Raw genomic sequence first — 26854 nt, forward strand, 5'->3', positions numbered from 1 at the left:
CTACCCGGTTCGACAAGCTCGCGGTTCGTTACCAGGCCACGATCCATGTCGCGGTGATCAATCAATGGTTGCGGCAGTCGTGAGGGCGAGCCGCAGGCCCGCCCTCACGACTTCGAGACAGAACCTAGGTCGGCAGCGGGAAGTTCAGGTAGGACTTCGACGGTGTCGGACCGCGCTGACCCTGATATTTCGACCCGGTGCTTGCACTGCCATACGGGTTTTCGGCCGGGCTCGTCAGCCGGAGCAGGCACAGCTGACCGATCTTCATGCCGGGCCACAGCGTGATCGGCAGGTTCGCCACGTTGGACAGCTCGAGGGTGATGTGGCCGCTGAAACCCGGATCGATGAAGCCCGCCGTCGAATGCGTCAACAGGCCGAGCCTGCCGAGGCTCGACTTGCCTTCCAGTCGTCCGGCCAGGTCGTCGGGCAGCGTGCACACCTCGAGGGTGGAGCCGAGTACGAACTCACCCGGGTGCAGCACGAACGGCTCACCCTCGCCGGGCTCGACCAGGCTGGTCAGCTCGTCCTGACGCTGCGCCGGATCGATGTGGGTGTAGCGGGTGTTATCGAACACCCGGAACATTCGATCCAGTCGCACGTCGATACTCGACGGCTGGATCAAGGTTTCCAGGAGCGGCTCGACGCCGAGACGCCCAGCGGCGATCTCCGCACGGATGTCACGATCGGAAAGCAGCACGCGACGAGACTACTGCCTCCCTGATCTCCCCCTTCAGCCGCACACACCACCCACCGCAACCACAGAAACAGCACCCCCGAGCGCAGTCCACATGGCGCCCCACCAATCGAGCGCAGTCAGATGACGGCTCAAAACCACAGATCAACCACCATTTGACTACCCTCGATAACGGCAGTCGAACTACTGCGCCTGGAGAAAATTGCGCACAGCCGCTGCGAATCCGGCCGGATCGCCCTGGTGCGCGAAGTGGTCGGTATCGAGGGTAACCAGCGTTGTGTTCGCACCTTTGGTGACCATCGCCTGAGCGAGCGCAGGATCGACGCACGGCCGCTTGTTGCCGACGATGAGCAGGGCCGGGCACGTACTGCCGAGCCAGTCGGCCCAATAGTCCCCGGTGACAAGGTTTTCGGAGTCGACCATGTCCTGCGGGACGAACGGCAGCCGCCAGCTGCCGTCCGGATTCTCACGCAGCACCTCGGCGAACATCGGTGCCGCGAACCCGAGCGCATCGAGCAGTTCCTGCCTGGTCGGCGCCTGCTGCGGCCAGCCGAGTACGAAATCGAGCGCACCGGTGCTCACATGGACCGCACCGATCTCCTCGACGATCAACACGGAGACCAGATCCGGACGTTGGGCGGCCAGGCGCATGGCCGTGATCCCGCGGCCCGAGTGGCCGAGAATCGCGACGGGGCCGACTCCTAGGTGCTCGATCACCGCGACAGCGTCTGCCACATATCCCTCCAGCGAGTAGTCGGGCCCGCGATCGGAGTCGCCGTGCCCACGCTGATCAGGCGCGATGACCCGCCACTGCGGCGCGAGATCGGCGGCGAGCTGCGCCCAGGTCGCCGCCTCTTCGAGGTGGCCGTGCATGGCAAGCAGTGGCTTGCCGTCCCCGCCGGCATCGAGATAGGAGATCCGGCGGCCGTCGATGGTGAGTTCGTTTCTGTGCATGCACGAAACGCTACAGAGATTCAGACATTTGTGCAACACATATGTACAAGACAAACGTCTAACCTGTAGCCCGGCCGTCATCGCTCGACGCAAACGCGAATGCCCGACCCCGATGAGTGTTGTGCCACAAGGGATTTCGACAGGGGTTACGGATGATGCAGGGCGTCGATCGAGGTCTGTGTGTAAAGGAATGCGACGGAACCGTATTCGGCCTGCTCGTCGTTCGCCGGGCCGTGCTCGATACCGAAGCGCAAGCTGGATCGGTAGTCCACCGCTTCGGCGAGCATCAGGCGATAGGCGGTCACGCAATAGTCCCGGCATCGATCGTCGGTGGCGCGGACACTCGGCTGCCCGGTGAACGGCAGGCTGTAGCGGGTGCCGTGGTCGAAGAACCAGCCGCCCTCGTAGAAGTCCTCCGTGCCGGTGCCGTGGAGTTGCGGTACCGAGGAGTCGTCGACATAAACGCGCTCGTCGCCTTCCAGGAAATGTGGGCGCTGGTCGCCCGGAAACGGCTCGATCCGACGGCCGCTCATCGAATGTGCGACCCCGACGAACTTGCCGTGCCCCACCTCGTCCACGAACGACCAGTCGCGGCCGGGCGTGGTCGGTCCTGCGGAGGATCGCGTGGTGAAGTATCCGGCGTCGCCACTTTCCAGCGCAGGACCCCACTGCCGGTCCGGCGCGATGACCACTTCGGTGTCGACGCCGTGGATCGCCTCTTCGGTCGTGTTGACCAACGCCACCTCGACACTGCGGCCGAACGGCATCGGCCACCACGCCGAGAACCACCCGCCCGGCTCGGCGTCCGCCGCGAACATCAGCGATCGGACGGCCACCGCGGGTCCGAGCCCGACACCGAAGAACTCCGCGAGCGGCGCGTCGACCGACTCGCTTCCATCGAAAGCGATTCGGAGACGCAACGCGGCCGCCGATGCCGCAACCGGCAGCCGCAACCGCAGTGCCGTCACGCTGCCCGGCCCCGTCGCCGACGCGATCGGCACGTCCGCGTTCGCGGGCACATCGATGGCGCCGGTCTGCGCCCGAGCACCCGGCACGGCCGGTTTGGGATCCCGAGTACCTGCCGCCTGCAAAACCGCCAGGACGTCGTCCGCCCGATCGCCCGGATCGAAGGTCGCCACCACCTCTGCATCGGGGAAATGACGGTAAGTGACGTGGTAGTACTGCAAATCTGTCGCCACACTGATCTGCATCGACTCCCGATACGGCATCGGCACCTTGATGTACACCCCGCCGGGAGATTGCATGGCATTCGCCACCAGCGGAAACACGAATGGAGCGCCGAGTGCGCCGTCTACCACCGCCTGCAAGGGCGCATCCACAACAGTGCGGCCATCCAGCTCGATCCGAATGTTCCCGAGCGCCGTGACATCTCCCCCGTCCTTGGTGAACCAGATCGAATCGACCTCCCCGGGCCCACGATCCTCCGCCACCACACACCCGACCCCACCGTCACGCAGACAGCCACCATCACCATCGTCGTTGCCGCCGCTCCGATCGAAACTGGAGTACTGCGACGTCTGCACTCCGACACCCAGATACGGCAACTGATCCAGTCGCCGATAGGTCTCCCAACCAACCACAACGTCCGGGACGTCCAGGACCTCCCGCTCCGCCTGTACTACCCCAACACATACCGCGGCGGCGCCGAGCAGCATTGCACCCAACATCCGGACCAGCAGCCGCACCGGAAAGCCATTCGCCACGAAGGAGCCCCTACGGCTCGAACACGGAAGTGGTCATCCACCTATTCAATCCGGATCCTCAGCATGGTTCCCGCCGTACCGGCAGCACTGTGGATATCGGGCGTGTCGGCTCTTGCGTGCGGCAATGTCGACAGGGGGACCCCGCCCGGGGCCGTGACGTCGAAGTGAATCAGGGTTTCCAGCAGCGAGACAACCTTCGTCGTCGAGATTGTCACTGTGCGGCTGACAAGCCGCATCGAGCAGACGCTAGTCTCGTCGCGTGTTGGGCAATTCCGCCGCGTGGTCCCTACTGGACATCCCATGGCGAGTGCCCGCGCCACCGGTGCCCGCGTACGCCGCGAGCGTGAACATCGCGGCAAGTACGATCCACCGTGTCGCGACAACACCCGGTCCGGACAGCAGATAACCCGCGCCGAGGGCACCGATCGCAACCGCACCGTCGCAGAACAGGTCCATAGTCGCGCAGGCGCGACCGAGAATGTGCTCGGGTATCACGCCGACCCGGTAGATGGTCAACGCAACATTGCTCACGACACCGACCCCACCGACCCCACACCAGCACACGGCAAGCACAAAGGGGTTGGCGCTGAAGGTGATCGGCACCAGGAGCACGGTCCAGGCCCAGAGCGCCCGTCTATAGACGCGCTGGGCCGGAATGCGGGCGGTCAGCCACGACGCCAGCGCTGCACCGCTGATGCCGCCCACTCCCGCCATTCCGAGCACTGCGCCGACGGTCCACGCTGGGTGACCGCTGTCCTTCAGTTCCAGCAGGATCAGCAGCAGGACAGTCTGGATGACGATGTTGGACAAGCCGATCATCGTCGTCGACTTCCGCAGGAACGAATCGTTCCATACAACCCGCACACCGTCGGCGACACCGCGGCGGGGCGGGCGGCCGGCGGGTTCGGCGAGCGGTTGCGGCACAGTCGAATTCGATCGGATCAACAGCAGTGTGATCAGGCAGTACAGGTAGGACACCGCGTTGGCGACGAACGGCAGCCAACGGGCCACACCGTAGACGGCGGCACCGACCGACCGCCCGATCAGAATCGCGATGGGCTGCTCGGCCTCGAGAAATGAGAACGCCGCCGGTCGCTGCTCGACCGACACCACATCGCGGATCGCACCCAGCTCGCTGATGCTGACGAAAACGCTGACGGTGCCCTCGATGAACGCGGCGACCAGAAGTATCAGCCACAGATTCGGAAGTTCTGCCGCCACTGCCATCGCGACCAGGCAGGTAACGCTCAACCCGAGGGCCTGACACCGGATCAGAGTTGCGATCCGGTTCGAACTGTCGGCGAGCAGACCTGCGGGAAGCTGGAAAACCAGGCTCGGCAAGTGCAGCGCGAACCCGATCCACCCAGCAGCGGCGGGTGAGCCGGTCACCGCGAACACCAGCAGTGGATAGGCGATACGCACACCGTGGAAACCCACCAACGACGTCGCGTTTCCGGACCACAGCAAAAGGAAATTCCGATTGGTGTGGATTCCGGACTTACCCATAGACTGTGGGTTCGTGCGATAGCCAGTGGAGCAGTTGGACGAGTTCGGCCGCGTCGGTGTCCGACCCTATCTCTCCATAGAGGGTGGCCGCCACCTCGGCCCGGCTGTTCAGGATGCTGAAATCGTTGTCCGGGTACAGCTTCGGCAGCGCCAGCGCCAGCCCGGCCCACAGCTGCGGCCGCAACGGCTCGGACCGCAACTGCTTCGTGTACCGCGCGACCGCTTCGGCCAAGTCACCGGCCAGGTAGGCATGGTCGCCGTCCGGCTGCTGCGCCGTGGACACCGCCACGGCCGCGTCATAATCAGCCAGCTTCAGCTGCACCGCAAGGTGCAGACTCCGATCTTCGGCCGACACGCTCTGCTGCGAAATCAGGACCGCCGATGGCAGGACGTCGAGCCGCGCGGCTCGCGCAGCCCACCCTGCGGCTAGTTCGCCGATATTCTCGACGCGCAGATTTCGCACCTGCCAGAATGTCCGGTGTGCGAGCGACACTTCGGCTGCGGCGTGCGCTGCTGCGCCGGGCACGACTTCCTCGGACCACGCACGCATACCAGCCGCAAGGGTACGCAGGAACTCTTCACCCGAAGGGGTGAGCAACCCGGAACCCATAGCCTGCGCCATCGCCCCTTTCACCTGATTCCGCCACAACGCGAAATCGACGTGCGCTTCCAGGGATCGGTGACACTCGGCATTGCGGTGAATTCGCCAGAAGTCGGTGACACCGAAGAATGCGTAAATCCCATGCAGCAGGCCGAAAATCGGCCGAGGGTCGTCGCGCCACGGCGCGTAGTACCGGTAGGTCGGATCGGGTTCGAACATGATGACGTGGTCGGTCAGCAGGTTGAATTTGGTGTGCTGGATCTCGTGGATCAGCGTCAGCGCCAGTTGGCATGGATCAGCCGGGGCGGTCGTATAGACGCAACCAGGGGCTGCGGTGTGGCTGGTGCTCGCCGCCAGTGGGCCCACGTTCAGCGGTACCAGGGTCTGCAAACACCTGCGCATCGGTGCCAGGTACCGATCGAAATCACGGTGCAGCAGGTCCCAGGCTCCCGCGAAGTCCTGCTGCCACTGCTCGCTTTCGGAGGCCGTCAGCCTCGGTGGTGCGGGCTGTGTGTCGGAGAGACTACGAAAAGGATCCAGGTCGTCGAGGAACACCTCCTGTTCATCCCCGGCCCCACGCACCCGCCGCATCGGCAGCCATCCCGGGTGGGACTCGTCATCGAGAGACGCGACGACGACGGTGTCGGTTCCGTTGGTGAACCTCAATATGCCACTGCACCAGTATAATTCGCACTGACCACAGTCCTCGGTGGAACCGAGGCGAGCCAGGCCGATGCCCGGCAGCATCACCGCACCGTGACGGACGACGAGCGTCATCGACCCCTCGGGCAGGCAGGCGAGGGCACCGGCCGCGGCGAGCCAGCCGAGGTAGCCGCAGTCGGCCCACAGCGGGGTCGATGCGGCATCGGACTCGGCGTCGAGGCGCGGCAGGACATCCGCGAGCCATTGGCCGGTCAGCGGGTAGGACAGCAAGGCGACGACCTCGGCCGGATGCGTACCTTGCAAATCGGCAAGAGACCGATAGGCTGCGGAAAGTCCAGCGCGGTCCGCGATCTCGGGCCGACGCGCGGTGGTTTCGGCGATCAGGGTGCGCAGCAGGATCATCCGCGCCGTGATTGTGCCGTCCAAAAGCGTCGCGACGGAGCGCACCCCGCCGTGGCCGGAGCCCAGGTCGGCGATGGCATGGTCGACTCCGGATTGCGTTGTGGACATGATGATTTCCAGTCTCTAGCCGCGGGTAAGGTCGATGTCTGCCTGGACGCGGGACCCGATGTGGTTGATCAACTTCAACAAGTCGGCGCAGTACACCGACGGATTCCGAAAGCCGTTGTCCGCGCGATATCGGTGCGCATAGTGCCCGCCGCCGCATACTGTGCGCACCGGGCAGGCCAGGCACGTCTCGCTCAATGCCTCCAGCCCGATCTGGCGAGCCACCATCGAGGGTTCCCACATCGCCTCATCGAGCGGATTACCTTCGCCCCTGGTGTGCAACTTGGTCGCTCCCGCGAAGGTCGACTTCAGTTCGTCGACCTGCTCCAGGGTGCCGTCAGTCTCGATCACAGCCAGCCGAATAGGGGCCAGCCCAACGGATTCCAATGCGGACTGTCCACCGAGCAGAAGCTCGATAATGCCATCGAAGAGCCGCACCTGGGTTTCCAACATCGGTGCGTCATACCAACGATCGAATATTGCGATCAGCCAGTCTGCATACGGCGTGCCGGATGCGCCCATCGCCGGCGGCGGAGTAGTCCAATTACCATGCGGTAGCAGGAAATCGACGGCAGGCGGGTTGAACTGCACAAGCGCCTCGTAGGTCTCGAGTGGGTCGTTCGCGACATCGATCGTGCACAGCAGCCCGGAGAAGAGGTAGCGCCGATCGTCGGCAACCAGCTGAGCCAACCCCGCGGCGACCCGCGCGTAGCTGCCGACACCCCGCCGGTCGCGGCGATGCCGGTCGTTGCTTTCTTCACCACCGTCGATGCTCACCCCGATCCGGATATCCCATCGATCGCAGATCCGCAGAAACTCGTCGTCGAGCAGCACACCATTGGTCTGCATGCCCAGTCGCACCGCGGTGATCGGCTCCAGTAATTCTCTGGCCTGTTCGGCAAAGAACTCCAGGTCTCGATGTCCGACGAGAAGCGGTTCCCCGCCATGGAATACGAGGTCGACCTCGGGCAACGCGAAGGCGCGGGCATGCTCGCCGATCATCCGGCAGGCATCGACGAAAGCACTGCGGCCCATCGTCTTCGGCTGATCGCGCCAACCTTGGTCGGCCATCTCGTAGATGTAGCAGTAATCGCAGGCCAGATTGCACCGACTATGGATCTTGACCACGAATTGCACGAACGGCAGCGGCTGCCAACCGCCGCGAACCAACTCCGCGACATCCAACCCGGCAACGGGCCATCGGGCCTGCTCCCGAAAAGGTTCCAACGACAGCGACACCGGTTCCATCTCTTGCTCCCTCGCGCCCTGCGTTCGACCGCGGATAGGTCCGAAGACGGGTCCCTACCCGCGGTCGATGCTTGCTCTCTTGCGGCTTATCTACCCGGGTTGATGTACGAGTTGAACGGGTGGTTCCGCTCGGCACCGCTCTTGGTCAGCTGACGCTCGAGCGCGGCTCGCAGCGCCGGACTGGCATCAGCGGTCAACTGCTGCGGATCCAGGCCGGCGAGTTCGGCAAGATTTCCCATTGCGATATCTCCTAATCTTCTCACCCGAAAGGAAACGAGAATTCCTACAGCTAGAATCCCGAGGACAAAATCGAATCCGATGCAGGTAATGATTTCACCGGACGACGAATAGCCGCCCGGCCTGATTTCTATGGCGGCACAGTGAGATTGCCGTCGTAGAAATATTCACCGATGAGAATCTTCATCCGCGTTCGACAGCACAAAGTAGCAATAGGATCGCGAATAGTCCGACCACAATCGGCAAAAAAACTGTGCGCACCGCTTCGACCACGATGCATCTGTCGCAATTGATTCAGATGATGGGTCAGGCGGGACTCTCACGACGATTGACAGCGATGGCCCTGATGTCGAGCCACCGACAGCCGATGCCTACCTCTGGGGTTTACTCAACCGGGTTGATGAATGACTGGAAAGGATGACGCTCACAGCCACCCTTGACCCGATTGCGCTCGAGCGCAGCCCGTAACGCCGGACTGACGCCGGCTGCCAACTGGTGCGGATCCAGGTTCGCGAGCTCCACAAGACTTCCCACTGCAATACCTCTTCCTTCTAGATAGTCGCCGTCCGAACGGCAGGCGAATTCCATTGCAGTACGCCAGACTTTTCAACGCAGCCCACACACCCGAGGACTCCGGACTCGACATGTGCGTAAGGCCGAGGCTCATCCCTTTGCGAGTCGCTCGAATTCATCATTTACTCGCATGGTAGTGGCGGAGCGCCTTCACGCTGAAATAGATCGGGCCGACGAACTCCCCGATGGAGACGGTCGCTGTCATACCCCCGAGCGAACACCATCCAGTAAGGGGAGAGTCAAGGATCCGCATCACCGGACCGGATCGAGCATCCGCCGGCTACTGATACCGACTCACCAAAAACATCCCAGCCGTCGGCGATCCGACGGTATACACCGTCTCCTGCCGGTCGCCGAGAAAGGGCACCGACCCATCACTGCCTCCTACTGCAAATATTTACTGCGTTAAGAACTGTAAGCGGACCGTCTAATAAACACAAGACTTGACTGCATTAAGGTGGCGACATGGCTGAACAGGAAAAGGTCCGGCGCCCTGGTGGGCGCAGCGCCCGGGTTCGGTCCGATGTGCATCAGGCGGTCACCGACCTGGTGGCCGAGCGTGGGTACGGCACTTTCACCATCGGCGAAGTAGCCGCACGGGCGGGCGTCGCCGACACCACCATCTACCGCCGATGGGGCAGCCTCGAGGCCCTGACCACGGAAGTAACAATCGCTCGACTAACTGACAACTCGCCGATCCCCGACACCGGCAGCCTGAGAGAGGACCTGCGCGCCTACGCCGAAGGCGTCGCACGCGACGTCGGGGGACCAGACGGGCTGGCGGTCCTGCGCCTGGCCATTGCCCTATCCAACGCCGGGGAAATCGGCCGCGCCGCCCGCGATCAACTCGTTGCTGGACGTGGTTGCCAAATGCAAGGCATGATCGACCGCGCACGCGCCCGCGGCGAACGCTCGCCCGAACTCATCGACCTGATGGACCACGTACTGGCACCCATATACATCCGCACCCTGTTCGGCGCCGGCCCACTTGGCAACGACTACACCGATTCACTCGTCGACCGGCTCCTGAACCACCCACACTCAGGCGATACCGAGTAGATATGAACCCGTCGGCACGGTACGAGGCCGGACACGCCAGGACTTGCACGGCACAGTGACCGGTCTGATAGGCTCACGGACGCATCTCAACACATGCCGATGTAGTTCAATGGTAGAACTTCTGCTTCCCAAGCAGACAGCGCGGGTTCGATTCCCGTCATCGGCTCCACACGAAAAGACCCCACTACCAAGGCATTCCGATTTCAGGCCGATTGGCCTCGGTCTGCGGTACAGCCAAAAGTGCAGCCAATCCCTCCTTCCTCGATTCCGGCCACGGGATTCCAGTATCGGTGTTGTCCTGCGCTGGGGTGGGCATCGAAGGTAGTGGAATGGCGGTTGGTGACCACTGCCAGAGCAACCATTTCACTACGCTCGGCGGTCTCTCTCCTCGAGACCGGACCACTGAGCAGTAAGCAGCTCGCCGATGCCACCGCGGTTGGCTGGAGCGATCCGGCTGTTCGCAGATGTGTGCCGCGCGGTAGTACCGGAGAGTGAGGCGGGATCGCTCGCTGGAGTGATGTGGTCGGTCGAGGGTCGCGGCGACGATCATCCGTATGCACTTCCGTCGCAAGATACTCGGTGTGAGCTTGGCTTCCGCACTGATCGCGGTGGCATCGGCCGCCTGCACCTCCGCCGCGAGTCCAGCGCAAGCACTGCACTGGCAGCCTTGTCCCGAGAAGGTCGAATTCGACTGTGCGACAGTGACTGTGCCCATCGACTGGTCGGACCGAAACGGTTCGACAATCGACATTGCCGTGGTGCGGGATCGGGCCGACGATGCCGCAGGGAAGATCGGAACGCTGGTTTCACTACCCGGTGGGCCCGGCTCTTCGGGGGTGGACGAAATCCTGCGGGGCGGAAAGTTCTCGCCGCAGCTGCAGGCGCGGTTCGACATCGTCAGCATTGATCCGCGCGGGGTCAAGCGCAGCCATTCGGTGCAGTGCGATTCCGGACTCGCAGCGAGCCGCCCGAACATGGTGCCGGACACCGGCGGGCGGTTCGACGATATTCATTCGTACACACGAGATCTCGCGGAAAGCTGCCGCCAGTACACCGGGCCGCTGATCGATCATCTCGATGCGGCGAGCGTCGCACGGGATGTCGAGGCGCTGCGGTCGGCGCTCGGCGAGGATCAGCTCACGCTCTACAGCCGCTCCTACGGCACCATGCCGGCGCAGGCGTACGCGGAGCTGTTCCCGAAGCAGTTGCGTGCCTCGCTGATGGACAGCGTGGACGATCACAGCTTGGACGGTCGCGGGTTCCTGGCCAGCGAAGCACGTGCGGGCCAAGACACTTTCAATGAATTCGCATCCTGGTGTATGCGCGACGAGCAGTGCGTCCTGCACGGCGTCGACACCCACCGCGTCTATGGCAAGCTTTTCGCCAGCGCCGAGCGCGGCGAACTGCGAGATGCGGAAAAGCCCGACACCCCGCTGGGCCCACTCGAATTGAGCCGCAAGGTCACCCAGCGACTCTATGCGCCCGAATGGCCGCGACTGGCGACCGAACTTCGAACACTGACCGACCAACCGGCCGGCCTCCCGATGCCGATTGCCCCAATCGAGCGGTCCGGCAAGCCGACGACAATGCCGGAGATCATCCTGTGCTCCGACTGGCGCTTCGACATCACCGATCACAACGACTGGCTGAGCCTCTGGCGCGAACAGAATGCCAACACCCCCACCCTGCGCGCCCATTTCGCCTGGGCCGCAGGCACTCTCTGCTCCGGCTGGCCGACCCCACCGCAGAACCCACAACACCGCCCGCAGATCGAAGACGGCCCACCGATCCTGATCGTCAACTCCTTGCACGACCCCGCAACCCCCCACGAATGGGCAACCCAGGTAGCCGCCCGAACCCCACGCGCAACCCTCCTGACCTACACCGGCTGGGGCCACGGCGTCTACAACCGCACCCCCTGCACCACCACCGCGGCCGACCAATTCCTGACCACCCTGACATTGCCGAGTACACCTAGCTGCACGCCCGCCTGACCTGGTAGATACCGCGAACCTCGTCCAGTTCGGTTCGCAAACACGAATCGGAGACTCGAATCGGTTCGCGTTCGTCCTGGATGGCGGCCGAGCAGGAGATCGTGGTCATGGCGTTGGCTGCACTCAGCGAATTCGACCACGTTCCCCGCCCCGTCGTAGGGGCGGCGTTCACTTCTGGGGTCGGCAACAGCGGGCGGGCGCGGGTACCCGACCCAACGATCGATCGGCCAGTTGTCGGCGCCGCTCGCTACAGTCACGCGGTGGCGATAGCGCGGTACTCGTTCTCGGCGGAGGTCTGGGAACACAGTGGGCAGGGGTCGTGGCATTTCGTGAATCTGCCCGAGAGCATCGCCGATGAGATCGAGGAGAGGTACTCGTACCGGGCGGGTGGGTTCGGCGCGGTGAAGGTGGAGGTGACCATCGGCGGTAGCCGTTGGTCGACCTCGCTGTTCCCGGACAAGTCCCGGGCCACCTACGTGCTTCCGGTGAAGAAGCCGGTGCGGATCGCCGAGCAGCTCTCGGCCGGATCCGAGGCGCACATCGAGCTCGTCGTCATCCTCTGATCCGCGCACCGGCTCGACTCATGATCGGGTCAGTGCTGTGCGAGGCATTCGCTGACGATCTTGCCGGTGGCCTGGCGGGCCTTGTCGGCGTCTTCCTTGCTCATACCGAGGGTTGTCGGGTCGACAACCTTGGTGTCGTACTCGCTGCCTGTCATCTTGCGCAGGCCCTCCTGTGAAATACCCTGCTCCACATAGAGCTTTGCCGCGCATTCGGCAAGCTTCGGGTCCTGCAGGCCCTTGTCCTGCAGCGACTTCGAGAGATCTGCCTGGGTTATCGCGGTCGGCGCCGCGTCCGTGTCGTTACCGCACGCCGCCAGCATCGGCAGCGCGACAGCCGCCGCGGCGATCAGGAAAATCCGCACCTGACTCCTCTTCTCAGTAAGCTTGTGACATTAGGGCGGCCACTTGGTAGACGCCGCAACGATAATGCCGCACCGAGGCCCCGGTGGCCGCTCGAGCCGAAATTCCCGGCCCGGGGAAGCAGTCACAGATCCATGGCCGCCCGCAATGCGGTGTCCAGCCGTTCGAGCTCTTCGGTTTCCATTTCATCGACTCGCTCGGCGAGCCAGCCACGGTAGATGCGACCGATATTGCCCGCGTGCACCCACCCGTGCCGCGATACCGGCACCGCGAGGATGTCCTGCGGATCCTGATCGAGTATCTCGGCGGCGATCAGCCACTGCCTGGTCGACTCGTTGATGCCATCGCTACTGATGAGCACAACGGTGCGGCGCCGCGGCGGCGAACCATGGGGGTAGTAGGTCCACAGTTCACCCCTGCGCACGCATCGCCTCCTCGGCGGCGGCCAGCTCCGCCTCGTCCGCCGCAGCATCGGCCGTCACATCCAGCACCGGACCGACTCCCGTGCGAACGGCTTCGCGGCGCGCTGCCTTCGATATCCACGCCGAGGGCGACATACCGGCTCTGGCCGCGGCCTGTTCGGCGAATGACCAGGCGGCCTCGTCCAGCGAAAGGGTGACCTTACGCGTTGCCATACCTTTTATCGTACCGACCCGAGCCCGTTTCGGCTCGTCATCGACGAGTGCAGTTTGCGCTGCAACCGGGATCCTATGGCGACGCCGATACAAACTGATGGCCGGTGACTGCTGTTAGTGTGATCGCATTCGGCCGATCGCGAAGAACTGGGGATCACGAGGATGACGACGCTGAATCACCACCGGGTCGGCGCCGGGGAACCGCTGGTCCTCGTGCACGGGATCGGCAGCAGGTGGCAGGTGTGGGAACCGATCATCGACAACCTCGCCGAATCTTTCGAGGTCATCGCCGTCGACCTGCCCGGGTTCGCCGGTTCCGCGCCGCTGGCGCACACCACTGTCGACACACTCACCGATGCGCTGGCCGATTTCCTCAGCGCCCAAGGCATCCAACGGCCGCACCTCGCAGGCAACTCGATGGGCGGGCTCATCACGCTGAACCTCGGCGCCCGCGGGCTTGCTCGATCGGTGACCGCCTTCTCCCCGATCGGATTCTGGGAGACCGCGGGCCGTGTCTGGTGCCAGCAGGCACTCGGCAAGTCCAAAGCGCTGGCGGGCCCGCTCGGATCCGCATTGCCGACAATCCTCGGGACCGCCGCAGGCCGGACCGCCTTTCTCGGCCTCGTCTTCGGCAAGCCGTGGGCGGTGTCCGCTCAGATCGCCATCGACACCGCGGGCGGTGCGATCGACGCCCCCGCCTTCGACGACGCACTCGCCTCTTTCGCCGAGGCGCAACTGCACGAAATCGGCAGTCTCGCAGACATTCCCGTCACGATCGCATGGGGCAATCGCGACATCCTGCTGACCTACGCCACGCAGAGCCGCCGCGCCCGCGCGGCATTGCCGAACGCCGGGCACGTCACCCTGCACGGCAGCGGGCACATCCCGTTCTACGACGACCCGGCCGCCTGCGCGAAGGTGCTGCGGGACACGATCGCCGGTTGCCCGTAGCGCCCTATCGGTCCGACCGTGGTGCGGTGAGGGTGCTCGGCTCCGCCGTACCGAGCAGGATGCACACCGCATTTCGCCAGCGGTGCTGGATGATTCGGTTCCGATCGAGATCACCGGTCAGCAGCGCACGCAGCGCGAGCCCGGTCATGATCTCGATGGTGAATTCGGTGATCGTCGGCACCCGGGGATCGTCGGGGAACTCCGCGCGGAAGAGGTCGCGAATGCTGTTGTGCATCAGATCGAACAAGCGGTGCTCCAGCGGCAGGAAGGCCGCGAGCAGTTCCGGATCGGTGCGGGCGCCGACCCACATTTCCAGCGCGGCCAGGAAGGTCGGGCCGCTGAGCATCCGCATGGTCAGCTCGACTGCCGTCTCCAGCCGATCGGATTCGGCGGGTATCGCCTCGAATTCCCTTGTCAGCTGGAGGAATCGACGCTGAGCAACATGCTCGACAGCACCGGCGAGCAGATCCGCCCTGGTCGGAAAATAGTGCTGCAGCGTGCCGCGCGGGACACCGGCCCGCTTCTGCACTTCGAGTGTGGTCGTGCCCGCATAGCCGACCGCGACCAGGCTCTCCACCGCCGCGTCCAGGAGGCGGGTGCGCATGCGTGCCCTGCGCTGCGCCTGCGTCTCCCGGACGCGTTCGGTCATGGTGTCAGCGTCCCTGCCACTGCGGTTCACGCTTCTGCGCGAAGGCCAGTGCACCCTCGGCAGCATCCTTGGAAAACAGTGCGGGCAAAGCGATTTCGCCCTGCTTGGCGAAACCCTCCGCGAGGCTCCAGTCCGGCGACTCGTCGATGATCCGCTTGCTCGCGACGACCGAGAGCGGTGCGGCCGCAACAATTTCCGCCGCCAACGCCAACGCACCCGCCAACGCGCCACCGGGTTCGGTGACCCGGTTGACCAGCCCGAGCTGGTAGAGCCGCTCGGCGCCGATCCGGCCGCCGGTCAACGCGAGCTCGGCGGCCATCGGCCGCGGCAGGCGCTGGGTCAGGCGCAGCACACCGCCACCCGCGGCGACAAGACCGCGCTTCACCTCCGGAATGCCGAACTGCGCGTCGCTCGCCGCGACAATCAGATCACCGGCGAGCGCCAACTCGAAACCACCGGCGAGCGCGAACCCCTCGACCGCCGAAATCATCGGTTTGACAGGTGGTTTCGCGGCGATGCCGAGCGGACCACGGCGCTGTGTCATCGGCATCTCGCCCTTGGCGGCCGCAACGAGATCCATTCCGGCGCTGAATGTTGCGCCCGCACCGGTGAGCACGAGCACGCGGGCGGAATCGTCGGCCTCGAACTCGTCGACGGCGGCCTCGATGGCCTGTGCGGTGGCCAGGTTGATGGCGTTGCGGGCCTCGGGACGGTTGACGGTCAGCAGCGTGATGGCATCGCGCCGTTCGACAAGGATCAGGTCGGTCATCGGGCGGTCCTCTCGGTGAGCAGGGTGAGCTGGTGTGCGGCTGTGATGTCGACGGCGACGCCGAGCGGATCGCCGTCGGTGAACGCCGCGATGGTCTCGGCATCGGACACCCGCAACAGTATGCGTGCGCCCTCGGGGTTGAGCGCGCTGATCACCACGGCCTCCGGCTCGTCGGCACGGTCGGGCCCACTGCCCTTGCGATAGGCGACGGTGTAGGACTCGACGACGGCGGGCCCGGTGTAGCCGGGCGCTGTATCACGCCGTGCGACAGGCACTTCTGCCTCGACGGCCCGAAACAGTCGCGCGGGCGGGCGCGCCGAGTACACGCCGACACCGTGTTTGGTGATGTACCAACCCAGAGCGGTCGCCAGACCGTAGGACCCGGAGTCCGCGCGCAGCAGGCCGACCAGTGTCACGAGGGCATGGGTGGTGTAGTTGTTGCCCGGCCCGCCGCCGAAGGTGAGTCCGCCGGTGACCGAGAGCGGCCGGGCGGGATCGTCGATCGGCAGACCGAGCGCCTCGGCCGCGACCTGCACCGCAACCGGGAAGCAGGAGTACAGGTCGAGGTGCGCCACCTCGTCGATGGCGATGCCTGCGGCTGCTAATGCGGCCTGCCCGGCAGCGGCGATGGCCGGCGAGGCGGCCAGATCCGCCCGCTCCGAGACGAACCATTCATCGGTGGCCGTCGCGCCACCGTGCGGGAAGACCCAGCGGTCGTGCGGGACGCCCGCCGCGTCGGCAGCGGCGGCGCTGCACACGATCAGACCGGCGCCTTGATCCACGGACAGATTCGCGACGAGCAGCTTCGGATACGGGGTCGACACCAGCCGGTTGGCCGGGCTCGGCGTCACCAACTCCGCGATCGAATGCTCGGTGGGCTGCCAGGCATACGGGTTTCGCGCCGCCACCCCGGACAGCCGCGACCACAGCCCGCCGATCCGCTCCCGATGCTCCTGTTCGCTCAGGCCGAGCCGTCCGCGCAGGGCAGTTTCCATCAGTGCATAGAAATAGACCGGGCCCCACAGTCCGGCCGCGGTCTCCATTTCGGTGTTGGGTCCGCGCTCGGAGCCGATGACGTCCGTCGGTCGCGCACCTTCGGGCTGCTCGGGCCAGTCGAGCGTGCCGCCGCCGCGGGTCGCGACGTTCCAGGAGGCGACCGCCTCTGCTCCGGTGAGCAGCGCGACGTCGGAGTTCCCGTCGGCGATCGCCTGCGCGACGGCGTTGAGCAGCCGTAGCGGCGCGTCGCCACCGAACCGTGCGGATTGCACCGTCCGCTTCGGGGCAGCGCCGAGTTCCGCGGCGACGAGTGCGCCGAGGTCCGGGTAGGGACGACTGACCGGTGCCGCCGTGGCGATCAGGTCGGCCGCTCGGAGCAGTCGGTCGCCCGTGCCGCTGTCGGATCCCGCTCGACGCAGGGATTCGGCGGCGAGTTCGACAGGTCCGGGCAGTCCCGGTTCACCCGGCCGGTGCACGACCTGCCCGGCGCCGACGAGCACCGGCGTTCGGGGGTCCATTCCCGCTGGCAGCATGTGTTCCTCCGCATCACGCTCCAGTTACCGTCAACATTGACGGTAACTACAGTTTCGATTAGAGCAGGTGGCACCCTGGGCAGGCAATGGCCGACGACGCGAACTGACCCGCGGGTAAGATTCGAGAATGGGCACTGACATCGCACTGCGGTTCGACGGCGATCGCGCCTACGTCACGCTGGACCGACCCGACAAGCACAACGGCCTCACCATCGAGATGCTGCGCGGGCTGGCCGATGCCGCACACACCATCGCCGACCGCAAAGACCTCCGGGCGGTCATCCTGTCCGGCAACGGCCCGAGCTTCAGCAGCGGCCTCGATGTCGCCCAGGCCACCAACGACCCACTGGCCGTCGCACGCAGCTTCGTCCCGCTACCCTGGCGCGGCACCAACACCTTCCAGGAAGCCTGCTGGGCATGGCGTCGACTCCAGGTCCCGGTGATCGCAGCGGTGCACGGGCGCTGCTACGGCGGCGGCCTGCAGCTCGCATTGGCCGCGGACGTCCGATTCGCTACGCCGGACGCGGAATTCTCGGTGATGGAAGCCAAGCACGGCCTGGTGCCGGATATGACCGGCGCCGCGACGCTGTCGCGCCTGATCGGCATCGACAAGGCGCTGCTGCTGACCATGACCGCCGACCTCGTCGACGCCGCCTACGCCGAGCGCATCGGCCTGATCACCGAGGTCACTGTGGACCCGGTTGCGACCGCGGAAGAACTCGCCGACCGCATCGCGACCCGCTCCCCGCACGCCGTCGCAGGAGCCAAGCGGCTGTTCGATCGGTCCTGGCAGGCTTCCGCACGCCGCACCTTCGCGATCGAGCGGGCCATTCAGCTGCCGCTGATCGTGCGGAAGGCGACCTCCCAGGCCGACAAACCACCGAAGTAGTCGTCAGCTTTCACCAATCAATGGCACAACCCCACCAATTCCTCTGGATTGGCTGTTAGCATTTTCCAACGATTTGCCAGCCAGTCGAAATGTGCCTCGAAACACACGACGGGGGTCGATGCATCGAGCACGCTTCGGCGAGAAACCGGAGGGCTCAAAGACTTTGACCAAAACCGGATCCATCCTGCTGTCCGCGCTGGCGGGTGCCACGGCCTTGCTCCTCACAGCGACTACCCCAGCCTCGGCAAACCCAAACGCAATCAACCCGTTTCCCGTGCTCAACGGCTCAAATGGGCTACCCAACCTGACTGGACGGACTCAGGCCGTTTTCCAGGTGACCGGCATGGCCAGCCCGAACAACACCCAGAGCTACAACGTGCTCGGCACCGATCTCGGCATCATGTGGGACAACGGAAGCGGCGAAATGCTGACCGCGTTCGGCGACACTGCCGGACTCGGTTTCCCCAATTTGCTCGCCGGTAGCGTGTGGGCATGGCGCAGCAATATTCTCGTGCGCAGCCATACTCAGGACCCGGCCAACGGCATATTCTTCGACAGTGTCGTGCGGGATGTATTCGGGCAGGCGCGCGACCTTATCCCCAGCCCCAAGATTCCTTTCATCGAGATAAGCCGCATCCCCACCGCGGGCATCGCGGTCAACGACGTCCAGTACATGAGCCTCATGTCGGTGCACAGCTGGGATGACGTCGGGCAGTGGACCACGAACTACTCCGGCCTCGCCGCCTCCGGCGACAATGGCGAGACGTGGGCCGAGCTGCCGGAGACCCGCAGGCCCAATGAAGGGGCCAACGCCAACTTCCAGATGAACGCCTTCATGAAAGACGGCGGGTATGTCTACGAATACGGCACCCGCTCCGGGCGCAACCGTGCGGCGTTCGTCGCCCGCGTGCGGGCCAACGACATCGCCAACCTCGCCGAATACGAGTACTGGGATGGCGAGCGCTGGAAGAAGGACGACGTCAACGCGGCCGCGCCGATCATGTTCGGCGTCGGCGAGCTGTCGGTCATGTACAACCAGTACCTCGGCCAGTACCTCGCGCTGACGACAGATCCGTTCAATTCGGTGGTGATGCGCCGCGCACCATCACCGTCGGGTCCGTGGAGTGATCCCGAGGTGTTGATCGACACCAGGGAACTGCCTTCCGCGTACGCGCCGTCGATCTTCCCGTACCAGACCGGTCGTGACCTGTACTTCCTCACGACGGTCCACAGCCAGTACAACGTGATCCTGATGCGCACCACGTTGTGACCACGGCCCGCGCGTCGGCGCGGGTAGTCCGATGGCTCCGCGTCTGGATCGGACGCAACGCTCGACATAAGCCGGGGTCCAGCAATGGATCCCGGCTTCGCTGTCACACAGCCCTCAGTGCGCGCCTTGACCTCGAGTGGAATTAAGGTATGAGGCTTGCGGCATGACGACTACCGCTCCCGCATCCGATGCCAGCGCATCCGCCGAGACTTCCGCAGTGCGTGACTGGTTGCGCGCCAATGCCCATCCGGTGACCGGTACCGACGCCGACTACCGTGGCACCGACCTCGAACCATTGACCGACCGGCTCGCTGCCGCGACAGTGGTCGGGCTCGGCGAATCGATGCGTTCGACGTGCTGATCCACATTCGGGAAACCACGCCGCTGCGCTGGCTGCCGGAGTTCGCACCGTCGAAATGACCCGGCCCGCGTGCACAACGCTGCGAGCCGGCCGCAGCCGGTCCATAGACTGACGGGTATGGAGGCGGCCGATTGGGACGCGCGGTATGCGCAAGGTGAATTGGTCTGGGGCGCACCGCCGAACAGCACGGTGGTCGAGCACGTCTATGGGCTGGAGCGACGCACCCCGCTGCAGCCCGACACCCCGGACGGCGATGCACCGATGCTGCCGCGCGCCCTCGACCTCGCCTGCGGCGAGGGTCGAAACGCATTGTGGCTGGCCACGCACGGCTGGCAGGTGCACGCGGTCGACTACTCGCAGGTGGGGGTCGACAAAGGCCGCACCGTCGCGACCCGCTTGTCGCGCTCCGTGCGCAGCCGCATCACCTGGCAGTGCGCCGACGTCACCGACCTCGACGCGGCGGGTATCACCGGCCCGTACGAGCTGGTCCTGCTGGTCTTCCTGCACCTGCCCGCCGAGCAGCGCCGCACCCTGCTCCGTCGCTGTGCCGACCTGCTCGCCCCCGAGGGCACCCTGCTGATCCTCGGGCACGACACCACCAATCTCACCGACGGTTACGGCGGTCCTCAGGACCTGTCCATCCTCTTCACTCCCGAAGACATCGTCGCCGACCTCGGCCCGAAATCCGAACACCTCCAGGTCCGCATCGCCGACCGCGTCCTGCGCCCCACTGAAGAACGCGATGCCATCGATGCACTGGTCGTCGCGACCAGATCGGCAGCAATACCCGACCAGCCAGCACTGGAATCCCCGACCGTCGAGTGACCGACGATCCACCTGCGCCGCGCTCAGCAGGCGCGGTTGCGCTCTGCTCGGCTCACCGGTCCGCGAGCAGAATTGCCAGTAGCCCGTCCGGTGCGTCACGCATGATGTTGTGCTTGCTGTCCAGCGCGTGGGTCTGCCACCGCGCGTCTGCACGCAATCGCTCGTAGAAGCCGGTGAACGGTGACTGGCCGTCCCAGCTCGCCGCGTACACATAGTCCCGGCGGCGTGCGGCGATGTTGCCGGTCAACCGAATTGATTGCAGCAGCGAGGCGAGCGGATGCCCCGTCGCGCGGGGATCGAAGAATGGCAGTGGCCGCACCGCATAGCCGGTCTCCGCGACATCCAGGTACCACTGCCGTTCTCGGTCGGAGACCAGACTCCACATGGAATCGCCTGCCGACGGCACGACGGCGTCCAGATAGACCAGCGAGTCCACCCGCTCCGGCACGCGGTCGGCGGCGCCGGTGATCACCATCCCGCCGTAGCTGTGGCCGACCAATACCGCGTCTTCGATTTCCTCGGCTTCCAGCAGGCCAACCACGTCCTGGATGTGAGTTTCGAGGTTCACCGCGGTGTTCAGCAGATGACTGCGCTCGGCGAGCCCGGTCAGGGTCAGCGGATAGGCCCGATGACCTTGCTGTCGCAGCTGCGCGGTGATCGGCTCGTAGGTCCAGCCACCGTGGCACATGCCGGGAATGAGAACGTAGGTCGCCAAAGTCGTGCTCCCTGGATCGCGTGTCGAGTGTCGCCGCGTCGATCGGCAGGCAAGCGCACTACCGACATCGACCCGAGCGCTTTTCAGCGTCACCGAGCCAAAATCAGAAGTCCAACAGATAGTTCTGCTCAGAACCAGAAGCAGTGGTTATCAGACTGCGCGTCCGGCCCATCGCCGCAGCGGCGGCGTCACGATGTCGGCGATCTCGGCGAAGCCGCTGCGGAACGAATGCGGTTGTCCAGCAATGGTTTCCACCAGCGTCGCGTCGGCGGCATCGGGCACGCCGAACGGGTCGCGCGCACCGTTGATCACCACTACCTCGATGTCGCCGGTCGACCGCAGCTCCTCGACGCGGGTGTTCTCCGGCTTTCCTGGGGGATGCAGCGGAAAGGACAGTGCGATCACCCCGCTTGCCCCTGCGGCGGTCGCGGTGCGGCAGGCCACCCGGGCGCCATTGCTGCGACCACCCTGGATCAGCGGGACCTTCGCGACCCGCTTACGCAGGTCCGCGACGATCTCGAGCCAGGCTTCGTCCTGCTTCACCGCCGAGCCCGGCGCACGTCGTCCCGCGACCCGATAGGGCTGCACGACCCTGGCCACCGCGCCGCCGAGCTCGAGCGCACGATCGCGCACCGTGAGCAGGTCTTTCGCGTCGACGCCACCTCCAGAGCCGTGCGTGAGCAGCAGCAGGAAGGCAGGGGTGCGCGGCTTGTCGAGCTCGATCTCGGCAGGCCCTGCGCTCGTCTCGATTCGCACACCCAACGGTAGCGCTCCAGCAATCAGGAAACATCGAGCGCAACAGGGCTTTCGTTCGGCAGTCGAGCCAGGTCGGCAACCCGCCTCTTACTCGAGCCGCGGTGGCGCGGCAACGCCTTCCGGTGTTTACCGCGTCACATTGCCCGCTCGAGCCTTTGCCTCCCCATTACCGGCCGGTAATATGTTTCATAAGTTACCCGCGAGTAGCATGCGGAAACCCGGATGGCTACCCGGTGGCGACAACGGGCGGGAACGGCAAGCAACCGACCGCACCAACTCAACGGAGAGTGAGTAGACAGACATGGGCCACTACAAGAGCAACGTCCGCGACCTGGAGTTCAACCTCTTCGAGGTACTCGGCCTCGGTGCGCTCCTCGACGGCGAAGCATACGGCGATCTCGACTCCGAGACCGTCAAGGAGATGCTCAACGAGGTGCGTCGCCTGGCCGAGGGTCCGCTGGCCGACTCGTTCGTCGACGGTGACCGCAACCCGCCGACCTTCGACCCCGCGACCCACACCGTCACTCTCCCCGAGTCCTTCAAGAAGTCCTACCGCGCGCTCGAAGACGCGGGCTGGGCCAAGGTCGGCGTCCGTGAGGAGCTGGGCGGCCTCGGCGCGCCGAGCGCCGTCACCTGGGCGCTGGGCGAAATGATCCTCGGCGCCAACCCGCCTGCCCAGATGTACGCAGCGGGCGCGGGCTTCGCGCAGGTCTTCTACAACAACGGCACCGATGAGCAGAAGAAGTGGGCTCAGATCATCGCCGACCGCAACTGGGGCGCCACCATGGTGCTGACCGAGCCGGATGCCGGCTCCGACGTCGGCGCGGGCCGCACCAAGGCGATCGAGCAGGAAGACGGCACCTGGCACATCGAGGGCGTCAAGCGCTTCATCACCTCGGGTGACTCCGACGACCTGTTCGAGAACATCATGCACCTGGTGCTGGCCCGCCCCGAGGGCGCAGGGCCGGGCACCAAGGGTCTTTCGCTGTTCTACGTGCCGAAGTTCCACTTCGACTTCGAGACCGAGACCATCGGCGACCGCAACGGTGCCTTCGTCACCAATGTCGAGCACAAGATGGGCATCAAGGTTTCGGCCACCTGTGAGGTCACCTTCGGCGGCCACGGCATCCCCGCCAAGGGCTGGCTGGTCGGCGAGGTGCACAACGGCATCGCGCAGATGTTCGACGTCATCGAGAACGCGCGCATGATGGTGGGCACCAAGGCCATCGCGACCCTCTCGACCGGTTACCTCAACGCGCTCGACTACGCCAAGCAGCGCGTTCAGGGTGCGGACCTGACCCAGATGACCGACAAGGCCGCTCCCCGCGTCACCATTACCCACCACCCGGACGTGCGTCGTTCGCTGGCCATGCAGAAGGCATACGCCGAGGGCCTGCGCGCCATCTACCTCTACACCGCCGCACACCAGGATGCCGATATCGCGCAGCTGGTTTCCGGCGCCGACGAGGACGTGGCCTTCCGCGTCAACGATCTGCTGCTGCCGATCGTCAAGGGTGTCGGCTCCGAGCGGGCCTACCAGTACCTGACCGAATCGCTGCAGACCTTCGGTGGCTCCGGCTTCCTGCAGGACTACCCGATCGAGCAGTACATCCGCGACGCGAAGATCGACTCGCTGTACGAGGGCACCACCGCCATCCAGGCGCAGGACTTCTTCTTCCGCAAGATCGCCCGTGACCGCGGCGTCGCGCTGGCCCACGTGGCCGGCCAGGTGCAGAAGTTCATCGAGTCGGAAGCAGGCAACGGTCGCCTGAAGGCCGAGCGCAAGCTGCTCGCCACCGCGCTGGAGGACGTGCAGGCCATGGCGGCCACGCTCACCGGCCACCTGATGGGCGCGCAGGCCGACCAGACGGAGCTCTACAAGGTCGGTCTCGGCTCGGTGCGCTTCCTGCTCGCCGTCGGTGACCTGCTCATCGGCTGGCAGCTGCTGCGTCACGCCGAGGTTGCCATCAAGGCCCTCGACAATGGCGCCACCGGTGCCGACGAGGCGTTCTACACCGGCAAGGTCGGTGTCGCGCAGTTCTTCGCCCGCAACGTGCTGCCGGAGCTGACCGCCACCCGCGCCATCCTGTCGAACCTGGACAACGACATCATGGAGCTCGACGAAGCGGCGTTCTAATGCGGTAGCTGACTGCCATCACACACCGAACACAACACAGCGGCCCGGATTCTCCGGGCCGCTGTGCTTTTCGCTGTGTGCGCTAGCCGATCCGGTCTGCATGCTCTCGTGGTTATCGCGTGACCATTCGACCAGCCCGAAGATCGGGAGGGATAGGCTCTGGCCGCGCTCGGTCAGCGCGTATTCGACCTGTGGCGGATAGGTCGGCAGCCGGCACAACACCGGCCGCCGGATATCCGACGCGACAGCGGGCACAATGATCGGGCAAGCCGCGCGTGTGCCGACGAAGGGACCGTTTGGATGAACCGCTCGCTGCCCGCTCTTGCCAGAATCGGCGTACTCGCCGTCGCATTCGCTGTCGGGTTCGCGGGTCCGGCCTGCGCCGATCCGAACAATGTCAATCCGATTCCGGGGCTCAACGGCCAGCCGCGCGGACTACCGCGGCTGCCGGGTCCGGCCCAGGCGATCTTCCAGGTGACCGGAATCGATAGCCCCAATCACACCCAGAACGTCAACGTGCTCGGGACCGATCTCGGCATCATGTGGGACGACGGCGGCGGCCGGATGATCACCGCCTTCGGTGACAGCGCCGGGCTCGGCGTGCCCAACCTGCTCGCGGGCAGCATCTGGGCTTGGAACAGCAACGTCCTGTTCCGCAGCACCACCAAGGACCCGGCCAACGGCATCATCTTCGACAGCGTGGTGCCCAACCCGCTGCCGAGCCCGAAGATTCCGGGCATCGAGATCAGCTTCATTCCGACCGCGGGCATCTCGGTGGGCGGCGTGCAGTTCATGAGCATGATGTCGGTGCGCGAATGGGGCGACCACGGCAAGTGGGCCACCAACTTCTCCACCCTCGCTGCCTCCGGCGACGGCGGCCAGACCTGGGCCCAGCTGACCAACACCCGGCGCGCGAATGTGGACGGCCACGAAAAGTTTCAGCAAAACGCCTTCTTGAAGGACGCGGGATATATCTACCGCTACGGCACGCCCGGTGGCCGCAACAACCCCGGATTCGTCTCCAGGGCAAAGGAAGCCGATATCGCGAATATCGACGGCTATGAATACTGGGACGGCGGCGCATGGCAGCCCGGTGACGCGAAGACCGCGGCGCCGATCGTCGGGGATGTCGCCGAGCTGTCGGTGATGTGGAACGATTATCTCGGCAAGTTCGTCATGCTCACCACCGACCCGGCCAATTCCGTTGTCATGCGCACCGCGTCGGCTCCACAGGGCCCATGGGGCGATCCGCAGGTGCTCGTGAGCGGGCCATCATTACCGACTGCCTACGCGCCCATGATCTTTCCGTACCAGACCGGGCGGGACCTCTACTTCATGCTGACCGTGCACACCCAATACAACGTGATCCTGCTGCGAACTCCATTGTGACGGATGGCGATACCACACAAGCGGCCCGGATTTCTCCGGGCCGCTTGTGGATCGACGCGCAATCGAGCGCTTATCAGCCTGCCGTAGCGGCGGTCGGCAGCGGCTTGACGCCACCCGAACCGGTCGCCAGCAGCTTCGCAAGACCGGCGGCGAGGTTGCCCGAGCCGGTGGGAGCCGGGACGGGGGCGGGGGTCTCGGCGGCGGCGATACCCGAACCAGCGAGGACGATACCGGCAGCGGCAACGGCGGCACCGAACAGACGAATCTTGCGCATGAAAACTCTTCTTCCTTATTCCTCATCCGACCGCGTTTGCGATCGTCTGCGCATTTCTATCACGGTAGATTTTCGATCAGGGTCGTGACTATGAACATCATGCAAACGGATAGTTACCAGTTCTGCACACGACCTGGTGGTTCGCTGCGAGGAGACGCAGCTCGCCGTCGGAACAAATAATCAGCGGCGGAAGAATACTGGTCACCGCCTCGTGGCTCGTGATATTGCGAACCGGCCCCGCGCCGATTAAGTCATCGGCCGCTCGGGAACCCGTGCGCAGCAGCAGGTTTCGAACGCAAGAAACAAGAATTGCCCCACCTCATGCGAGGTGGGGCAATTTCGGTATCGCGAATTACGGGGTCGTGGGAGTGGTGCCCGCCGAGCCGGACGCCAGCGCCTTGAGAAGTGCCGGAAGCAGCGCTGCCGAGCCGGTGCCGCCCGGGCTCGGCTCACCAGGGGCGACGGTGCCGATTTCCTGCAGGACGATGCCCTGGTCGACGGTGGCGGACGCCAGGCCCGAGCCCGCGCCGATCACAGCAGCAGCAGCAGCGATAAAGACGACACCGAACACGCGAAGCTTGCTCATTGAATATCTACCCCTAGAAATGTCTGTCGCCGATAACACGTTTGTTATCGACGAAAGATGTTCTATCACAACGCTTCAACTGCCAGCGAGCAGCTACGCGACCCTTCCGCCCGGCAAGAAGTTGCCACACCGTTGCGAGTCATTCGAAATGAAATCCACGGGAATCGGACTCGAGCCGAGCTACCGGGCGGTCCGCCCCGCACCCGCCCTCACAAACTTCACCGCCGACAAGTCATCCGGCGGGGCTGTAGCTGGCACGATGGCCGCACAGCATCGAGCACACGCCGAGATCGCACCAATGACCTTGCACAATGGGTCCATTGGGCGAATCTCGAGAAAACCGAGAAGCAAGCCCATAGAACTGTGGTGTACCCAGCTACCCACAAGTTATGTTGAGAAGTATTTCACAGGAATTATCTGTAACATTTCCGGACTC

The 26854-nt window shown here is 64.9% G+C and carries 28 protein-coding genes, 1 tRNA gene and 1 pseudogene; 11 read left to right on the top strand and 19 right to left on the bottom strand.

The features are described 5' to 3' along the window. Positions 1-124: 124 nt before the first annotated feature. The 8 genes and pseudogenes from dcd to ACLMAL_RS25520 form a co-directional block, all read right to left on the bottom strand. Complete coding sequence (gene dcd / locus ACLMAL_RS25485; protein ID WP_328407146.1) at positions 125-697, bottom strand: dCTP deaminase; 573 nt, start codon at positions 695-697, stop codon at positions 125-127. A 180-nt stretch (positions 698-877) separates the two neighbouring features. After that, entirely contained in the window at positions 878-1648 is a 771-nt protein-coding gene (locus ACLMAL_RS25490; RefSeq protein ID WP_412001387.1) for an alpha/beta fold hydrolase, read from the bottom strand. 176 nt (positions 1649-1824) lie between these two features. Then, a pseudogene (locus ACLMAL_RS25495) lies at positions 1825-3321 on the bottom strand (glycoside hydrolase family 172 protein); the annotation flags it as partial. 92 nt (positions 3322-3413) lie between these two features. Then, on the bottom strand, positions 3414-3608 hold the full coding sequence (locus ACLMAL_RS25500) for a hypothetical protein (protein WP_412001388.1): 195 nt from the start codon (positions 3606-3608) through the stop codon (positions 3414-3416). 10 nt (positions 3609-3618) lie between these two features. Further along, positions 3619-4878: an MFS transporter gene (locus tag ACLMAL_RS25505; protein WP_412001389.1), complete on the bottom strand. Its 1260-nt coding sequence runs from the start codon at positions 4876-4878 to the stop codon at positions 3619-3621. Next, positions 4871-6652 carry an HEXXH motif domain-containing protein gene (locus tag ACLMAL_RS25510; protein WP_412001390.1) on the bottom strand — a complete coding sequence of 594 codons (1782 nt, stop codon included), beginning with the start codon at positions 6650-6652 and terminating at the stop codon, positions 4871-4873. Before ACLMAL_RS25510 ends, ACLMAL_RS25505 begins: the two co-directional genes overlap by 8 nt. A gap of 15 nt (positions 6653-6667) precedes the next feature. Further along, a complete protein-coding gene (locus ACLMAL_RS25515) occupies positions 6668-7897 on the bottom strand; it encodes an FxsB family cyclophane-forming radical SAM/SPASM peptide maturase (RefSeq protein ID WP_412001391.1) in 1230 nt (409 codons plus the stop codon). Between the two features lie 86 nt (positions 7898-7983). Beyond that, positions 7984-8136, bottom strand: a complete 153-nt coding sequence (locus ACLMAL_RS25520) for a hypothetical protein (protein ID WP_412001392.1) — start codon at positions 8134-8136, stop codon at positions 7984-7986. 1036 nt (positions 8137-9172) lie between these two features. Between ACLMAL_RS25520 and ACLMAL_RS25525 the strand changes: the two genes are divergently transcribed. The 4 genes from ACLMAL_RS25525 to ACLMAL_RS25540 all read left to right on the top strand — a co-directional run bounded on the left by ACLMAL_RS25525 (position 9173) and on the right by ACLMAL_RS25540 (position 12323). Then, a complete protein-coding gene (locus ACLMAL_RS25525) occupies positions 9173-9766 on the top strand; it encodes a TetR/AcrR family transcriptional regulator (protein ID WP_412001393.1) in 594 nt (197 codons plus the stop codon). A gap of 95 nt (positions 9767-9861) precedes the next feature. After that, positions 9862-9935: transfer RNA gene (locus tag ACLMAL_RS25530), tRNA-Gly, on the top strand. Positions 9936-10347: 412 nt separating this feature from the next. Further along, positions 10348-11760: an alpha/beta hydrolase gene (locus ACLMAL_RS25535; protein ID WP_412001394.1), complete on the top strand. Its 1413-nt coding sequence runs from the start codon at positions 10348-10350 to the stop codon at positions 11758-11760. Positions 11761-11867: 107 nt separating this feature from the next. Next, positions 11868-12323: a DUF1905 domain-containing protein gene (locus ACLMAL_RS25540; protein ID WP_412001395.1), complete on the top strand. Its 456-nt coding sequence runs from the start codon at positions 11868-11870 to the stop codon at positions 12321-12323. Positions 12324-12352: 29 nt separating this feature from the next. Here ACLMAL_RS25540 and ACLMAL_RS25545 read toward each other — a convergent pair whose 3' ends face one another. The 3 genes from ACLMAL_RS25545 to ACLMAL_RS25555 form a co-directional block, all read right to left on the bottom strand. Continuing rightward, positions 12353-12685 (bottom strand): hypothetical protein, encoded by a 333-nt coding sequence (locus ACLMAL_RS25545; protein ID WP_328407180.1) that lies wholly within the window; start codon positions 12683-12685, stop codon positions 12353-12355. Positions 12686-12807: 122 nt separating this feature from the next. Next, positions 12808-13107 carry a hypothetical protein gene (locus ACLMAL_RS25550; RefSeq protein ID WP_379059607.1) on the bottom strand — a complete coding sequence of 100 codons (300 nt, stop codon included), beginning with the start codon at positions 13105-13107 and terminating at the stop codon, positions 12808-12810. Next, positions 13094-13318, bottom strand: coding sequence for a hypothetical protein (locus ACLMAL_RS25555; RefSeq protein ID WP_328407184.1), 225 nt, complete (start codon positions 13316-13318; stop codon positions 13094-13096). Before ACLMAL_RS25555 ends, ACLMAL_RS25550 begins: the two co-directional genes overlap by 14 nt. Before the next feature lie 162 nt (positions 13319-13480). Here ACLMAL_RS25555 and ACLMAL_RS25560 point away from each other — a divergent pair, with 162 nt between their 5' ends. Beyond that, positions 13481-14269 (top strand): alpha/beta fold hydrolase, encoded by a 789-nt coding sequence (locus ACLMAL_RS25560; protein WP_412001396.1) that lies wholly within the window; start codon positions 13481-13483, stop codon positions 14267-14269. Positions 14270-14273: 4 nt separating this feature from the next. Here the strand turns inward: ACLMAL_RS25560 and ACLMAL_RS25565 are convergent, their stop codons facing one another. Genes ACLMAL_RS25565 through ACLMAL_RS25575 form a run of 3 tightly spaced genes read right to left on the bottom strand, consistent with a single transcriptional unit; the run spans position 14274 to position 17216 of the window. Then, positions 14274-14918 carry a TetR/AcrR family transcriptional regulator gene (locus tag ACLMAL_RS25565; RefSeq protein WP_412001397.1) on the bottom strand — a complete coding sequence of 215 codons (645 nt, stop codon included), beginning with the start codon at positions 14916-14918 and terminating at the stop codon, positions 14274-14276. Between the two features lie 4 nt (positions 14919-14922). After that, positions 14923-15687, bottom strand: coding sequence for a crotonase/enoyl-CoA hydratase family protein (locus ACLMAL_RS25570; RefSeq protein WP_412001398.1), 765 nt, complete (start codon positions 15685-15687; stop codon positions 14923-14925). After that, positions 15684-17216 (bottom strand): thiolase C-terminal domain-containing protein, encoded by a 1533-nt coding sequence (locus tag ACLMAL_RS25575; RefSeq protein WP_412001399.1) that lies wholly within the window; start codon positions 17214-17216, stop codon positions 15684-15686. The genes ACLMAL_RS25570 and ACLMAL_RS25575 overlap by 4 nt, the downstream gene beginning before the upstream one ends. A 127-nt stretch (positions 17217-17343) precedes the next feature. Here ACLMAL_RS25575 and ACLMAL_RS25580 point away from each other — a divergent pair, with 127 nt between their 5' ends. From ACLMAL_RS25580 to ACLMAL_RS25595, 4 genes are all read left to right on the top strand, one after another. Further along, positions 17344-18105: a crotonase/enoyl-CoA hydratase family protein gene (locus ACLMAL_RS25580; RefSeq protein WP_412001400.1), complete on the top strand. Its 762-nt coding sequence runs from the start codon at positions 17344-17346 to the stop codon at positions 18103-18105. Between the two features lie 163 nt (positions 18106-18268). Further along, positions 18269-19375 (top strand): DUF4185 domain-containing protein, encoded by a 1107-nt coding sequence (locus ACLMAL_RS25585; protein WP_412001401.1) that lies wholly within the window; start codon positions 18269-18271, stop codon positions 19373-19375. A 163-nt stretch (positions 19376-19538) separates the two neighbouring features. Continuing rightward, positions 19539-19736, top strand: a complete 198-nt coding sequence (locus ACLMAL_RS25590) for a hypothetical protein (protein ID WP_412001402.1) — start codon at positions 19539-19541, stop codon at positions 19734-19736. Positions 19737-19853: 117 nt separating this feature from the next. Then, on the top strand, positions 19854-20561 hold the full coding sequence (locus ACLMAL_RS25595) for a class I SAM-dependent methyltransferase (protein WP_412001403.1): 708 nt from the start codon (positions 19854-19856) through the stop codon (positions 20559-20561). 52 nt (positions 20562-20613) lie between these two features. On the opposite strand, the gene ACLMAL_RS25600 is transcribed toward ACLMAL_RS25595, so the two are convergent. Both ACLMAL_RS25600 and ACLMAL_RS25605 read right to left on the bottom strand, forming a co-directional pair. Further along, complete coding sequence (locus ACLMAL_RS25600; RefSeq protein WP_412001404.1) at positions 20614-21276, bottom strand: alpha/beta fold hydrolase; 663 nt, start codon at positions 21274-21276, stop codon at positions 20614-20616. Positions 21277-21426: 150 nt separating this feature from the next. Further along, positions 21427-22032 (bottom strand): alpha/beta family hydrolase, encoded by a 606-nt coding sequence (locus ACLMAL_RS25605; protein WP_328407202.1) that lies wholly within the window; start codon positions 22030-22032, stop codon positions 21427-21429. 301 nt (positions 22033-22333) lie between these two features. Here ACLMAL_RS25605 and ACLMAL_RS25610 point away from each other — a divergent pair, with 301 nt between their 5' ends. Continuing rightward, the gene (locus tag ACLMAL_RS25610; protein WP_412001405.1) at positions 22334-24169 is read left to right on the top strand and encodes an acyl-CoA dehydrogenase; all 1836 of its coding nucleotides are present in this window, start codon (positions 22334-22336) and stop codon (positions 24167-24169) included. 18 nt (positions 24170-24187) lie between these two features. Here ACLMAL_RS25610 and ACLMAL_RS25615 read toward each other — a convergent pair whose 3' ends face one another. Next, positions 24188-24424: a winged helix-turn-helix transcriptional regulator gene (locus ACLMAL_RS25615; RefSeq protein ID WP_412001406.1), complete on the bottom strand. Its 237-nt coding sequence runs from the start codon at positions 24422-24424 to the stop codon at positions 24188-24190. Positions 24425-24469: 45 nt separating this feature from the next. Between ACLMAL_RS25615 and ACLMAL_RS25620 the strand changes: the two genes are divergently transcribed. Beyond that, positions 24470-25558: a DUF4185 domain-containing protein gene (locus ACLMAL_RS25620; protein ID WP_412001407.1), complete on the top strand. Its 1089-nt coding sequence runs from the start codon at positions 24470-24472 to the stop codon at positions 25556-25558. Between the two features lie 73 nt (positions 25559-25631). On the opposite strand, the gene ACLMAL_RS25625 is transcribed toward ACLMAL_RS25620, so the two are convergent. Both ACLMAL_RS25625 and ACLMAL_RS25630 read right to left on the bottom strand, forming a co-directional pair. Beyond that, positions 25632-25832, bottom strand: a complete 201-nt coding sequence (locus ACLMAL_RS25625) for a hypothetical protein (protein WP_406234426.1) — start codon at positions 25830-25832, stop codon at positions 25632-25634. Between the two features lie 352 nt (positions 25833-26184). Beyond that, complete coding sequence (locus tag ACLMAL_RS25630; RefSeq protein ID WP_412001408.1) at positions 26185-26418, bottom strand: hypothetical protein; 234 nt, start codon at positions 26416-26418, stop codon at positions 26185-26187. Positions 26419-26854 lie beyond the last annotated feature (436 nt).

Source organism: Nocardia sp. CWNU-33, from assembly GCF_046764895.1.
Taxonomy (GTDB): Bacteria; Actinomycetota; Actinomycetes; order Mycobacteriales; family Mycobacteriaceae; genus Nocardia.